This is a genomic window from uncultured Shewanella sp. (assembly GCF_947501225.1).
Lineage (GTDB): Bacteria > Pseudomonadota > Gammaproteobacteria > Enterobacterales > Shewanellaceae > Shewanella.
The window spans coordinates 146,409-159,504 of record NZ_CANMUW010000008.1; the positions used below are offsets into that span (position 1 = coordinate 146,409).

The 13,096-nt window shown below is 47.2% G+C and carries 12 protein-coding genes; 7 read left to right on the top strand and 5 right to left on the bottom strand.

Going from position 1 to position 13,096, the window contains the following annotated elements; genetic code table 11:
* The first annotated feature begins 63 nt into the window (after positions 1 to 63).
* The gene (locus tag Q1B47_RS13310; RefSeq protein ID WP_299794505.1) at positions 64 to 1,905 is read left to right on the top strand and encodes a sodium:proton antiporter; all 1,842 of its coding nucleotides are present in this window, start codon (positions 64 to 66) and stop codon (positions 1,903 to 1,905) included.
* Between the two features lie 93 nt (positions 1,906 to 1,998).
* Here Q1B47_RS13310 and fadE read toward each other — a convergent pair whose 3' ends face one another.
* Positions 1,999 to 4,446, bottom strand: coding sequence for an acyl-CoA dehydrogenase FadE (fadE, locus tag Q1B47_RS13315; protein WP_299794508.1), 2,448 nt, complete (start codon positions 4,444 to 4,446; stop codon positions 1,999 to 2,001).
* 240 nt (positions 4,447 to 4,686) lie between these two features.
* Between fadE and Q1B47_RS13320 the strand changes: the two genes are divergently transcribed.
* The 3 genes from Q1B47_RS13320 (at position 4,687) to Q1B47_RS13330 (ending at position 6,121) form a co-directional block, all read left to right on the top strand.
* On the top strand, positions 4,687 to 5,466 hold the full coding sequence (locus Q1B47_RS13320) for a class II glutamine amidotransferase (protein ID WP_299794511.1): 780 nt from the start codon (positions 4,687 to 4,689) through the stop codon (positions 5,464 to 5,466).
* Between the two features lie 10 nt (positions 5,467 to 5,476).
* Positions 5,477 to 5,719 carry a hypothetical protein gene (locus Q1B47_RS13325; RefSeq protein WP_299794514.1) on the top strand — a complete coding sequence of 81 codons (243 nt, stop codon included), beginning with the start codon at positions 5,477 to 5,479 and terminating at the stop codon, positions 5,717 to 5,719.
* A 108-nt stretch (positions 5,720 to 5,827) separates the two neighbouring features.
* Positions 5,828 to 6,121: a YciI family protein gene (locus Q1B47_RS13330; protein ID WP_299794517.1), complete on the top strand. Its 294-nt coding sequence runs from the start codon at positions 5,828 to 5,830 to the stop codon at positions 6,119 to 6,121.
* Positions 6,122 to 6,206: 85 nt separating this feature from the next.
* Here the strand turns inward: Q1B47_RS13330 and Q1B47_RS13335 are convergent, their stop codons facing one another.
* Together Q1B47_RS13335 and Q1B47_RS13340 are read right to left on the bottom strand one after the other, a co-directional pair.
* Entirely contained in the window at positions 6,207 to 6,974 is a 768-nt protein-coding gene (locus Q1B47_RS13335; protein WP_299794520.1) for a DUF3108 domain-containing protein, read from the bottom strand.
* 211 nt (positions 6,975 to 7,185) lie between these two features.
* Entirely contained in the window at positions 7,186 to 7,557 is a 372-nt protein-coding gene (locus Q1B47_RS13340; RefSeq protein WP_299794522.1) for an MGMT family protein, read from the bottom strand.
* A gap of 193 nt (positions 7,558 to 7,750) precedes the next feature.
* Between Q1B47_RS13340 and Q1B47_RS13345 the strand changes: the two genes are divergently transcribed.
* Complete coding sequence (locus Q1B47_RS13345) at positions 7,751 to 8,437, top strand: hypothetical protein (RefSeq protein WP_299794525.1); 687 nt, start codon at positions 7,751 to 7,753, stop codon at positions 8,435 to 8,437.
* Between the two features lie 94 nt (positions 8,438 to 8,531).
* Here the strand turns inward: Q1B47_RS13345 and Q1B47_RS13350 are convergent, their stop codons facing one another.
* Entirely contained in the window at positions 8,532 to 10,253 is a 1,722-nt protein-coding gene (locus Q1B47_RS13350) for an MFS transporter (RefSeq protein ID WP_299794528.1), read from the bottom strand.
* A 240-nt stretch (positions 10,254 to 10,493) separates the two neighbouring features.
* Between Q1B47_RS13350 and def the strand changes: the two genes are divergently transcribed.
* Positions 10,494 to 10,985, top strand: coding sequence for a peptide deformylase (gene def, locus Q1B47_RS13355; RefSeq protein ID WP_299794531.1), 492 nt, complete (start codon positions 10,494 to 10,496; stop codon positions 10,983 to 10,985).
* 40 nt (positions 10,986 to 11,025) lie between these two features.
* Here def and Q1B47_RS13360 read toward each other — a convergent pair whose 3' ends face one another.
* Positions 11,026 to 12,450, bottom strand: coding sequence for a histidine kinase sensor domain-containing protein (locus Q1B47_RS13360; RefSeq protein WP_299794534.1), 1,425 nt, complete (start codon positions 12,448 to 12,450; stop codon positions 11,026 to 11,028).
* A gap of 134 nt (positions 12,451 to 12,584) precedes the next feature.
* Here Q1B47_RS13360 and Q1B47_RS13365 point away from each other — a divergent pair, with 134 nt between their 5' ends.
* The gene (locus tag Q1B47_RS13365) at positions 12,585 to 13,091 is read left to right on the top strand and encodes a tRNA-uridine aminocarboxypropyltransferase (protein ID WP_299794537.1); all 507 of its coding nucleotides are present in this window, start codon (positions 12,585 to 12,587) and stop codon (positions 13,089 to 13,091) included.
* Positions 13,092 to 13,096 lie beyond the last annotated feature (5 nt).

Here is a 13,096-nt window from a genome sequence, read left to right on the forward strand (position 1 = left end):
CATATGATTGAGTTGGGGCATTCATACCAGTGTTGGCGATATTCGTTTGTGAGGGCAGGGGTTATGGTTGAGCAGATCACCGCCATGTTGGGGCTGGTGGGGGTGTTATCTCTTATTTGTCAGTGGATAGGCTGGAAGTTAAGGCTACCTGCAATATTACCACTCTTGCTCTGCGGGTTAATCATGGGGCCGGTATTGGGACTATTGAAGCCGGATGCAATCTTCGGAGATCTGCTTTTCCCGATTATCTCTTTAGGTGTCGCAGTCATTCTGTTTGAAGGCGCGTTAACACTGAATTTTAAAGAGATAAAAGATCATGGACGTATGGTGACACACCTGGTGTCGATAGGGACTGTGATCACCTGGCTCTGTATCGGGATAACAACTCACCTGCTGCTGGACTTTAACTGGAATATGGCCATGTTGTTCGGGGCTTTAGTCGTTGTTACCGGTCCGACAGTAATCGTTCCTATGCTACGCAGTGTTAAGCCAAAGTCTCAATTGGCCAACATATTACGATGGGAGGGGATCATTATTGATCCCATAGGTGCACTGCTTGCCGTGTTGGTTTTCGAATATATCGCAGTAGCCGCCGATCCGACGACTCATATGATCTATGCGCTTACCTATACGTTATGTATCGGTTTAGGTTCCGGTTCCCTGGCCGGTTACTTCGTCGGTCAGATTTTAAGGCAGAATTTACTCCCCCATTACCTGAGGAATACCGCCGTTTTAACGATTATGTTGGGAGTGTTTGTCGGCTCTAACTTGCTACAGGAGGAGTCTGGGCTACTGAGCGTTACCGTTATGGGGATCTTCCTTGCCAACATGCGAGGGGTGGATATCGGGGATATCATAGAATTCAAAGAGACGCTGACTGTGCTGCTCATCTCTGCGCTGTTCATACTTCTCGCTGCGCGCCTGGACTCTCATGCCTTGCTGAATCTGGGCTGGGAGGGGATTGGATTATTGTTTGTTGTGATGTTTATTGCCAGGCCGCTCAGTGTCTGGCTATGTGGTGTTGGTACATCCTTAACGCGCGAAGATAAGTGGTTTCTGAGCTGGGTTGCACCGCGAGGGATCGTTGCTGCGGCAGTCTCCTCGTTGTTCGCCATCAAGCTGGAGGCGCTGGGTGTTGATGGTGCCGGGCTAATTGTACCTTTGGTCTTTTTAATCATCATAGGTACGGTAGTGATACAGAGTCTGACAGCCGGTATATGGGCTCGCTACCTTAAGGTGAATGCCGGTTCAAGTGAAGGGTTATTGATTTTCGGAGCCGCCCAATTTTCCCGGGAGTTGGCAAAGGTATTAAAGTCTAAACATGTGTCGGTAATGCTGGCGGATAATAACTGGAACAATATCAGACTGGCTCGTATGGCTAATCTGCCGGTTTATTTCGGTAATCCGGCATCGGAACATGCTGCAAATTTTCTCGATATGACGGGAATAGGGCGCTTGTTGGTGATCTCTCCCTATCGGCAGCTCAACCCTCTGGTCAGTTTTCACTATCAGGATCTATTGGGAACAGAGAAAGTGTATGGATTAAGCAGCAGCGAAGAAGCCAGTGCCAGACATCAGTTTTCAGAAACATATAAGCAACGCCTCTGTCTGTTCGGTGAGTCAGTTTCCTATGCCAAATTAGCGAGTCTGATGTCAAAAGGCGCAGTGGTTAAGAGTACCAATATTACCGAAAGCTTCAGTTTTGATGATTTTTGCTCACGTTATGGAGACAGTGCTATGCCGCTTATCTATCTTGATGGTGAGCGTGTGCACATTTATACCGGTTCCCCCCCACCGCAAACCAGTCCCGTCGAGTTGATTAGCCTGTTGCCGATTGAAGCTCAGGAGTCTGCCAGGGAGCAGGATAAGATGAGCGAGAGTATGGATGGCTCTGAGGTAGAGTGAGCCGGTCTCATTGCTGACGGCATATGAAAGGGGAGGCTTTCGCCTCCCCCTTAATTGTGATGATTAATTGTTGTCTATTAATAGCCGAGGCTACTATGCCGCTCGCTCATGATCTGTGCTGGGAATAGTGAAAGCACGTAACTCATCGGAGTCGAAGTCATCAACATTAATCGATTTCATACGACCGATTTCGGCGCGTTCAAGCAGGGCAACCTCATCTTCGCTCAATACTCCCATCGCTTTACCTTCGGCAGCTATCTTATCAAGCCACATAAATGGCAGACGCTTACCGGCTGCTTTACAGACCTTGTCATACAGGGGCTCACAAGCAAGAATATCTTTAAAGGTCTGCTCCTGAACGCCGACGGCATTATTTTCACATGCTGTCCAGAATTGACCCTTGCCCAGACGGTCACGACTTGCACATGGGGTCTGCATTATTTTGGCGACTTTATGATCTAATATGTCACTAGGTCTCTTCAGTGGGCGACCAAACGGAAATATTATCAAACGTAATACATGACCCAGCCCCATAGGGAAGTTGTCTAACAGATCATCGAGTGAATCCTGAAGCTTGTACAGGCAATCCTCTACAGCCCATTGTACAAGCGGAAGATCTGCTGTTTGACGTCCATCATCCTGATAACGTTTGAGCGTCGCAGATGCCAGATAGAGCTGGCTCAATAGATCGCCGAGTCGAGCCGAAACGCGCTCTTTGCGCTTCAAGCCACCACCGAGTGTTGCCATCGCCAGATCCGAGAGCAGTGCCAGGTTTGCACTGAAACGATTCATATGTTGATAGTAACGTTTCGTCTTATCTGAGTATGGCGAGTTAGAGAAGCGGCTGGATGTCAAACCAAGCCAGAAGCTTCGAACCAGATTACTGGTGGTAAAGCCGATATGGCCGAACAGTGCCGAATCGAACTCATTAAGGCCTCTTTGGGAATCAGTATCGAAGGCAGACTCCATCTCAGCGAGTACGTATGGATGACAGCGAATCGCTCCCTGACCATAGATGATCATGGAACGGGTCAAGATGTTAGCCCCCTCCACAGTGATCGCAATAGGCGCCGCCTGATATCCACGTCCAAGATAGTTATTAGGGCCTAAGCAGACACCTTTACCGCCATGTATATCCATGGCATCAATGACGCATTTTTGCATCCTATCGGTGAGGTGGAACTTAACGATGGCGGAGATCACCGACGGTTTTTCACCTAAGTCGATTCCGGTAGTCGTCAGGGTCGTTACTGCATCCATCAGGTAAGCGTTACCGCCAATTCTTGCCATCGGCTCCTCGATACCTTCGAGTTTACCGATAGGAAGCTTAAATTGGCGGCGAATACGTGAGTATGCTCCGGTTGCAACGGCTGCAGTTTTTACACCACCGGCAGAGTTAGAAGGCAGTGTGATGCCACGGCCAACAGATAGACACTCGACCAGCATACGCCAGCCCTGGCCGGCCATTTCAGGTCCACCTATGATGAAGCTTAAGGGCACGAAAACATCTTTACCTTTAGTCGGACCATTTTGGAACATACAGTTTAGCGGGAAGTGACGTCGGCCTGCCTCTACACCCCGTATATTGGTCGGGATCAGCGCACAGGTGATACCAATCTCCTCTTTATCACCCATAAGGTGATCGGGATCTTGCAGTTTAAAGGCAAGCCCCAATACAGTGGCGTTTGGTGCGAGCGTGATATAGCGCTTATTCCAGGTCAAGCGCATGCCCAGTACCTCTTCACCTTCCCACTCACCTCTACAGACGATGCCGTAATCAGGAATAGCACCCGCATCGCTGCCGGCTTCGGGGCTGGTTAGTGCGAAGCATGGTACTTCGAGCCCTTTAGCCAATCTTGGCAGATAGTGATCTTGCTGCGCAGGAGTACCGTAGTGCTGCAGGAGTTCTCCGGGACCCAATGAGTTTGGAACGCCGACAGTAGAAGCCAGCTCGCTGCTGACTCCGGCGAGCTTTTGAAGCACACGGGACTGAGCATAGGCTGAGTATTCCAGGCCACCATATTTCTTCTTAATAATCATTGCGAAGAAACCGTGGTCTTTTAAGTATTGCCAAACATCCTCTGGCAGGTCACCCAGTTGGTGAGATACCTGATGTTGATTGACCATTTTACAGACCTCTTCCACAGGACCGTCCAGAAATGCCTGCTCCTCGGCGCTTAATCTGGCCGTTGGATAGTTGTGAAGCTTATTCCAGTCCGGCTTTCCGGCGAATAGATCGGCATCCCACCAGGTCGTTCCTGCTTCGATTGCCTCTCTTTCGGTGGAAGACATCTCGGGCATTATTCCGCGATAGAGCTTTAACAGGGGCTTGGTTAGATAGTTTTTTCGAAATGCACTAATGTTAAGGGGTAGCGCAATAACTAAAAAGATAATCCACACAAGGGGACTGAGAACTTCAGTCGCAGAACCGATAGCCATGACGACTGCTGCGATGATGCTTGATGTAAGCAGAGATACTCTTAAATAGGCTAATGCGCCCAGTGTAAAAAGCATCGCAAGGATCCAAAGTAGGGTAGTCACTGTATTTCTCCTTAAAATGCGACCTGAATAATGACCTTAGGCCAAGCTTTTACTGATCATAATCACAATTATAGGTTGTGGTCAGACCTGTGTCGCATAAAATTTAACCCTATGTGTGATCGAATACAAGTTTTATTTCAAACAAACGTTTAAATAAATTGTTTTAATGACAGATTCCACTTTTACCTTCAACTAGTTAAAATGGAAAATAATCTAGATAGCGACGAATTGGATATATGAATGTGTGAACTACTGGCAATGAGTGCCAACGTGCCGACAGATATTGTTTTCAGCTTTACCGGCCTGGCGCAAAGAGGCGGTGTTACCGGCCCCCATGTCGATGGTTGGGGGATCACCTTTTATGAGGGGAAAGGTAGCCGGACTTTTAAAGATGCCTGCCCAAGCAGTGAGTCCCAGATAGCCAAGCTAATTCAATCCTATCCTATTAAGAGCGAAGTGGTTGTGAGCCACATTCGACAGGCTAACCGTGGGTGTGTCTCTCTCGAAAATACCCACCCGTTTACCCGTGAATTATGGGGAAGGTACTGGACCTACGCACATAATGGTCAATTGAGTGATTATCAGGATAAGTTTATCGTTTCACGGTATCAGCCAGTTGGCGATACCGATAGTGAGCTGGCTTTTTGCTGGATCTTGGAGAAAGTTGTCGACAGGTTCGGTGATAACGAACCCGATGATATCACCCCTGTATATCATTATATTGCCGAACTCGCCAATGAGATCCGGGCGTTGGGTGTGTTCAACATGATCTTGAGTGACGGTGATCACCTGATGAGCTACTGCAGCAACAATCTGTGTTATATCACCCGCAAGGCTCCCTTTGGTAAGGCGCGCCTCATAGATTCTGACGTGGTGATAGACTTCGATAAAGAGACCACGCCCGATGATATCGTGACTGTGATTGCAACCCGACCGCTAACAAATAATGAGCATTGGCATATCTTATCCGCTGGTGAGTGGAAGTTGTTTTGTAAAGGTCAACTGATAAAGGATCGGTGAAGCATCTGTCATGAAAGATATGTGGGGAAATGACGTTGCCGTGGGGGATCGGGTTAGACTGCTTCAGTTGCCCGAGGTTAGCTACGACAAAGAGCAGTACAAAGAGGTGTCGGCCATGTTAGGTGACTGCTTTATCCTTGAGTCGATCGAGTATGAGTGTGTACAAATTTCGAGATCGTTTGATAACGGTAACCGCTGTCATACCCTTTTCCTTTGGCCTGCAGAATTTGAGCTGGTGAAAGATGCTGAATAGATTAGATGATTTGCTACCTCATATCGATGAGTAGATTTAGTATCAGTTTATCAGCAATTTATGGCGGGTTATCGCACTTGGGCCCTTCTAACTACAAGGGGTTATTCTATGAAGCAATTTATTTATCAACTCTTCCCTACCAGAGTCGAGATGTTATCCGAGGGAGCAGATGCAAGGGAGTCGCTGATTCTCGATGACCATTTTAACTATCTGAAAGGTCTGAAAGAGAATGAAGTTGTATTAATGGCTGGACGCACACTGACACAGGATAAAAGCACTTTTGGGATCGTAATACTCGAGGTTGAATCAGAGTCGGCGGCTGAAGCAATAATGCACAGGGATCCTGTCGTTGAGAAGGGGGTGATGAAGGCTGTGCTGTCCCCTTTCAGAGTTGCGATCTGAGTTGCAAACTGATTTGAGAGCGAAACTAAATACAAGGGGCTCAAGCAAAGTGAGCCCCTTGTAAGATGCTGAGAAAACAGCTTGTCTAAAGCGGTGTTACTACCTCAGAGCTCAATGGTTCTGCATTGACCGTCTGTGTCTCTTGATAAAACTTATAATTAAGCAGTTTTATATCGAGCTGTTTACTTCCCTTTTCAAAGTGAGTCAGACGGATCGGAAGATAACCGAGATCCGGTGCCATCCAGAAGAATGTCTGTCTCTTATTATTGTCTCTGACCACCTCTATCTTAACGGTTTCATAGCTGCCGCTTTCGATATTCATCCTCTCTTTTCCGACCACCCTGAAGCCATACTCATCGAGCTCACCACTTTTTACCATGACGTAGTGTAGTTCTTTCTTGCCTTTAGCTAAATCGAGTCTGAACTGTAACTGCACCATTAAAGGGTCATAGAGGATATCTGTGTATGGCAGTTTTGCTCTCTCATCTTTATAACGGCTATGAACGACCTCTTGCCCCTTAGCGAAGGCGGCCTGCTCCTGATAACTTGGACCGGTCCCTTTGCGGTTATGGGTATAGCGCATGGGGGTGAGTTGTTGGTCATTGAGGGTAAAATCACTGACAATATTTCTTCTGTCGGAGAGTACCAACAGGCTGACATCACTATCGAATCGATATTGATAAAGATTCCCCTCGGCTTCTGGTAGCTGGTATCTGGCTTTTCCCAGCTCTATGCTGCCGTAATTAACCTGATATTCAGCCGTGTGGGGTGTCAATGGTCCGGGCTCAGCGCTTAGGAAAAAGCTAAAGCATAATAAATTCGTTGCCAATACAAGTCGTTTACCGATAGACAATGAAATCTCCTTAGGAAAGATAGTTTCAGATACTCTTCCAGTTATGAGCATAGCAATATTTTTCTCATCTTGATATTCGACAAGATTATTGGGCTTCGGTTCATTGAAGCTTATCAAGAGTAGGTCATACCGAGCCGGTATCGAATAAAATTATCTTCTTTGTGATAAATAGTTGGTGCAGTGAGTCGGGATAATTATCAAACCAGCCTGATTAAAACGGGAGTTGTAATACCAGAGTCGCTATATCGGGTTGCCACTCATACTCTTGCAAACGTATTTTTCCACGATTGACCACAACCCCTTCATTCCTTAAATGCTCCATCTGCTCTCGGTAGGGCTGCGAGTGTTCATCAAAAGAGATCCGACCCTGACTGTTGATAACTCTATACCAGGGAAGCGCCATTATATCAGGTGCTGATTTGAGTGCTTTGGAGACATAACGGGCCCTTCCTGGTAAACCGGCCAGGTCGGCAATTTTGCCGTACGAGCTGACCCTGCCATGGGGAATCATGCTGACAATAAACCAAATTTTTTCCATGGGTGAGAATCTCTTTTGATCTGTCACCACTGCTCCCGTTCTCATTTTTCGGCTGTTACATCTTATCCTCAAAGAGAGAGACAGACCAGAGTATAAGCCTGGATGTGATACTGTTCGATACCTTTGTTCTTGTTTTGCTTTTCATGTTGTTACATGTTTAAGTTGCTGTAATAGAAGGTAAAACGCCTTGAAAGGCTTAGCGTTGACGGTGATAATGACATTTTTGTCGGTGTTACAAATGTATTTTATTCATAAAGCAGGGCTTCCCTTAACCCTTATATTTATCATGCTCTCCTGCAGCACTTATGCTCAAGGTTCTCGTCACATTGCCGATCCGTTAAATCTAACCACGACCCTGGGAGCGGGCTTCGATGCCGATGTTCTGAAAGTGGCTGGTCGCCTTGGAGGTGATAGTCAGAAGATTGAAATAAGCTCAAACTTTGGCGGAGATAAATGGCATCTGGCGTATCTCTATTCGCCGCAGACTCAGTTAAGCAACTGGAATGTTAGCGCGTCAATTAAGCATGGTAAAACGGACACCGAGATAGGCCGTTTTAACCACTACCAATATCAACTGGGTATTATCAGTGAATTCAGTGGCTGGATGGAAACCTCTGTATTTACCGAGTTAGGCGCAAACTACCTGAGTGTGAGAGATTATCCCGATAACGACAGCTTGACTGCACAGGCCAGTGTTACGATTCTTAAACCCTGGAGCGACAGGTGGTATAACGCCCTGGTGGCGAAGAGTAGTGCTGCCATAGATGGCAGTGAACGTTATGAAACTCATGGATGGCTCTCAACAGGTTATCGATTGACCGAGCGTTGGTCATGGGAGATACAGTATCGGTATGAGTCTGTTCGATATGAGGGGATGAATGAAGAGGAGACAAACTGGAGCTTTGCAATTCAGTCCCAGTTTTGATGACTCAATATTTGAGCGAAGGGATGGAGCTGAGGGCGGACTCTGACTGCGGCATCGACAGAGTGTTAGGGCTGTCAGTGTCCCAAAGAGCATATCATACCGCCTCTGCTGTCCCTTGCTGCAACTCAGCCTCTTTCGATGGCGTTACAGCGCACTTATGAAACATCACCAGGCCAAAGGCGGTAATTAAACCGAAACAGCCTATGATGTACCACATGAGGTCGGGTCGATGGGCGCTCCTGGCCACCTCTCCATAGAGATAACCCGATAGCGGGCCTGCGAGTAAAAATCCGATGGCGGAGGAGACAAAGTAATAGCCCATAAACATGGCCTTCTTCTCGTCTGGTGCAAAGCTGGCCACATACTCCTGGCTCTTGGGAGATGCAACCATCTCGCCGACGGAGAAGACCAGAATAGAGGTCAACACCATAAAGCCTCCCATGATCACACCATGGGCAATGCCACCCAGTGCGGTCCCCAATGATATGATGACGGTACCTGCAACTAACACAGGTAGCGCTTGAAAGCGTTCGATAAAGCGGCTGATCATCACCTGAAGCAGAACAATGGAGAGAAAGTTAAGTCCAATCAAATACTCGGGGTTTATCTGTCGGTGTTGTGCCTGGTAGTTTTGAGCGAACTTAACGGCACTGGAGGGGTCTTGTGCAATGGACGCTAACCCAATGCTTAATTCATTAACAGGAACCATCACCTTAGCGTGCACCAACTCGAAATAAGCCTGATCTATGTCTAATTCATTGATTGCATGGGCCTGTGCGAGCCTGATGAGCTCACTCTGCAGAGTGTGGATATCGACAGGCGCTAAGAAATTTAATAATGCCGGATATTGTGACAGCATGCTCAAAAGATCTGATGTGTCTACAAAGTCGCGGATGAAGATAGGGAGGGTAATAAATATCTGTTGGTACACCATCCAGAATCCTGAGAGGATAAGCAGGTAGATAACGAAGGGTTTATTACCCAGACTAATTTTTTGTCGGTACCATGGCTGCTTAAAATCTGAAGTCGCAGCCAGGTTCCACAATAGATGCCCGCTAAACCAGGCAAAGTAGATAATTAATGTCGTTTCTCCGGATATCCATTTGGCACCATATGACATCAGGATAACTAAGGTACCAAAAAAAAGGATAGCAAAACGGATGTTACCCAGTACTTGTTGAATATCGGTAAATACTGCACTCAGTGGCTTTCCTGCCTGTCTCTTGCGATCGGTTGGCTCCTTATAGAACAGCAGAGCAGGAATAAAGTTAACCGCTATCCAGAACGAAGACATGATGAACACCCAGTCCCAACTGATCGCGCGTACGTAGCCGGCGATGAATGGACCGAGAAAACCGCCGATATTCACCATCATATAAAAAATACCGAAACCCAGCCCGCGGTTGGTTTCATCGGTCGTGCGGGCAATTGTACCGGTAACAACCGGTTTAAAACAGGCTGCGCCAAGGGCTACGCCCATGAAGGCGATAAAGAAACCGGCGAAAGAATCGACCTGTCCGAGAAAGAAGTAACAGGGACTCATGATGAGGTAGGCGATTAAAAACATCTTTCGGTACCCATATCGGTCGGCTAACGCGCCGGTTAACACGGGAAAGAGGTAGAGGAAAAAGGGGATCATACCCTGCAGTAAGCCACGCTCCTGATCCGTGAAGCCTAAACCACCTTGCCGTGCCGGTGAGGTCATATAGAGAGACGAGAGGGTGAAAAAACCATACCAGGCAAGGCGTTCAAATATCTCCATGGTATTGGCAACGAAGAAGGTTCCGGGCAGAGGTGTGCGTTTTACTCGTGACATAGTAAGCTTGATATATTGTATGCAATTTGATTTATACTATCGATTAGTATTGGGGAATACAAGTCAACAGGGTGAGTTCATGGGGAGAAACTGTTTTTAATAGCTGAGCTAGAGGTTATAAAAGTGTGAAAAGAGAAAATACCGATAGCCACTATCGGGTTAAATAATTGTTTGAATAGTTGCCTTTAATGATAATTAGGTCATAATGACGCCAATTTTTTCTCAACATGTGATCTTGAAATGGCTGTACTGGATATTCTGACAATTCCCGATGAACGTTTAAAAAGAAAAGCTCAGCCCGTTAAGGATATCGAATCGGTACAAGGCGTTATTGACGACCTGCTCGATACTATGTACGACACCGAAGATGGAATTGGTCTGGCCGCGACTCAGGTTGGCAGTGTTCATGCCATCTTAGTCATCGATCTGTCGCCTGAGAGAAATCAGCCTCAAGTGCTTATTAACCCAGAGATTATTGAAGCAGAAGGGGAGTTCGTCGGAGAGGAGGGCTGTCTTTCAATCCCGGGTTACAGAGCCAAGGTTGCCAGAAACGAAAAAATTAAGATCAGCGCCCTTGACCGTAACGGTGAGCCATTCGAGATAGAAAGCGATACCTTCTTAGCCATTGTCATACAGCATGAGATGGATCACCTGCAAGGCGTAGTATTTACCGATCACCTTTCAAAACTTAAACAGCAGATAGCCCTTAAGAAGGTCAGAAAATATCGATAGATCTTGAATATCGATCTGCTGTTTTAACCTGAACTGCCCGTTATCGGTTGTCTGATAGCGGGCATTTTAGTGTAAGGGGGATCGCCATGGTTATGGATAGGCCGCCATCGCTGCCATTTCGGGCTGTGACCTCGCCTCCCAATAATTTTATGCTTTGCTTTACTATGGCGAGACCTAAGCCGTAACCGCCTTGGCTCGAGTGTCGCGCCTCATCCAATCTGGTAAAGGGGTTAAACAGGGTGATGAGTTCACCTTCCTGAATGCCCGGCCCATCATCTGAAATGTCCAGTGTCAATCGGTTTTCAGACACCTGAGACTCAACCACTACTTTGCAGTTATGCCCTGCATATTTGAGCGCGTTTCGAAGCACATTCTCGATGGCACTGATAAGGTAGCTGGAATCAGTGTGTAGGGAGTGCTCCTCCCCCGACTCAAGCCACAGGATCTCCTGTTCCGCTTTGGCCTCAAACTGAATATCTCTCAATATCTTCTCTCTCAGGGAGCTTAAAGTAAAGCTTGTGGGGTTAAGTGCCAGATAGGCATTATTGAGTCGACTGTAATTTAAGATACTGTTGATCAACTTGGCCATCTGCACATTCTGATCTTTGAACCTGTTTATCAGCGGGAGTTGCTCCGTCGTTGCCTGCTTCTCCAGCAGATGCAGGGCTATCTCTTGTCTGGCAAGGGGAGTTCTTAGTTCGTGGGATACATCCCTTAATAGCCTTTCCTGATTTTGCATGCTGTTTTGCAGCTGCTCGGCCATATGGTCAAACTCTGTCGCCAGATGGTAAAACTCAGGTTCTTTGACCGAAAAGTGATGGGCGATCCGCGTGGTTAACTTGCCACTGGCCAGTGCCTTTGTACCCTGTTGCAGGTGGGTCAGTGGCCGAATGAGGTAGCGGCCAAGCAGGGATGAGAACAGTATCAGCACAGTGATGCCAACTAAGGTTCTGATCAACCATAGGCTGGTGCTGAGTTGTTGTGCAGGGTGAAGATCGGCATTTAATTGAACCACCAGAGTCAATGGGGATTCAGGCTTGATGCTTGATGGCAAAGGGATGCCGATCAAAGGCTTTCTGACACGATCCCCCATAGGCTGCTGTAGCTGCCTGGTATACTGCAACTTGAATACAAAATGGGGGTGCATCTCTCTCAGGCTGACCGAATTTTGTTCGTTATCGAGAATATAGAGAGTGAAAGCTTGTTGTTCCTCCCACTGTGCAAGTCCGGCGATATCATTTTTATCGATGAGTTGACCGGCTTCGTTGGCCAATTTCTGTAGGTGTTGTTGAGTCGATTCCGGTAGTGTCAGCAGCCGGTTCAACACAACATCTTCAATGGCGGTCGCAATGAGAAGGATCGCCAACAGTGATACGGCAAAGTATCCGAACAGTTTAAATTGCAGGTGTGAGAATAGCCCGGTAAAAGGTAGCAGCATAATCAGGTGAGTCTGGTATTGTCGCAAATGGTAATCGTTCTCATCATGTTATCCGAATGAGCAACCCTGTTCCACATCTAACTTCGATAAATTTGAACATAGATGCTTAATCGTTAGATAATGAATACTCCGCACTTAGTACCGCAAATAAAGATATATCGATGAACGTGATCCTGCTAACCCATGAAAGAGAGGTCGAACGGCCAACCAATACCGGATCCGTGGCATTGAAAGCTTACCCTCAGTGGTGTCGGCGGATAATCTGGTCAAGGGTCAGTCCCGATGAAACTGTTCTTGAGTTGCTGCAGCAAAGCAGTACGGCGGTTTTATATCCTGCAGTGACCTGCCAATCAGGTGTGAGTGAAGATGCCAACAGTAATGAGACAATAGTTTCAGGCAGTTACCTTACCGAGTTACCCGAGACGCTGATCATTATAGATGCGACCTGGCAGGAGGCGAGGAAGATGATCCGCCAGAGCCCCTATCTGCAGCAGGCGAATAAATTTGCACTTCCCGATCTTCAGTCCCGTTTTAAGTTGAGGCGTAATCAGGTAGAGGGAGGCTTGTGCACATTAGAGTGCATCATAAGCCTGTGTCTGCTCAATGAGCGGTATGCCGAAGCGGAAAATCTGGAGCAGTTATTTCTCTCCGTGAATCAAGCTCGATGAAAGGA

Excerpts from the sequence above, each read along its gene's own strand:
- Q1B47_RS13310 (WP_299794505.1), top strand. The coding sequence starts at position 64 with ATGGTTGAGCAGATCACCGCCATGTTGGGGCTGGTGGGGGTGTTATCT.
- Q1B47_RS13320 (WP_299794511.1), top strand. The coding sequence starts at position 4,687 with ATGTGTGAACTACTGGCAATGAGTGCCAACGTGCCGACAGATATTGTT.
- Q1B47_RS13325 (WP_299794514.1), top strand. The coding sequence starts at position 5,477 with ATGAAAGATATGTGGGGAAATGACGTTGCCGTGGGGGATCGGGTTAGA.
- Q1B47_RS13330 (WP_299794517.1), top strand. The coding sequence starts at position 5,828 with ATGAAGCAATTTATTTATCAACTCTTCCCTACCAGAGTCGAGATGTTA.
- Q1B47_RS13340 (WP_299794522.1), bottom strand. The coding sequence starts at position 7,557 with ATGAGAACGGGAGCAGTGGTGACAGATCAAAAGAGATTCTCACCCATG.
- Q1B47_RS13345 (WP_299794525.1), top strand. The coding sequence starts at position 7,751 with ATGTATTTTATTCATAAAGCAGGGCTTCCCTTAACCCTTATATTTATC.
- Q1B47_RS13350 (WP_299794528.1), bottom strand. The coding sequence starts at position 10,253 with ATGTCACGAGTAAAACGCACACCTCTGCCCGGAACCTTCTTCGTTGCC.
- def (WP_299794531.1), top strand. The coding sequence starts at position 10,494 with ATGGCTGTACTGGATATTCTGACAATTCCCGATGAACGTTTAAAAAGA.
- Q1B47_RS13365 (WP_299794537.1), top strand. The coding sequence starts at position 12,585 with ATGAACGTGATCCTGCTAACCCATGAAAGAGAGGTCGAACGGCCAACC.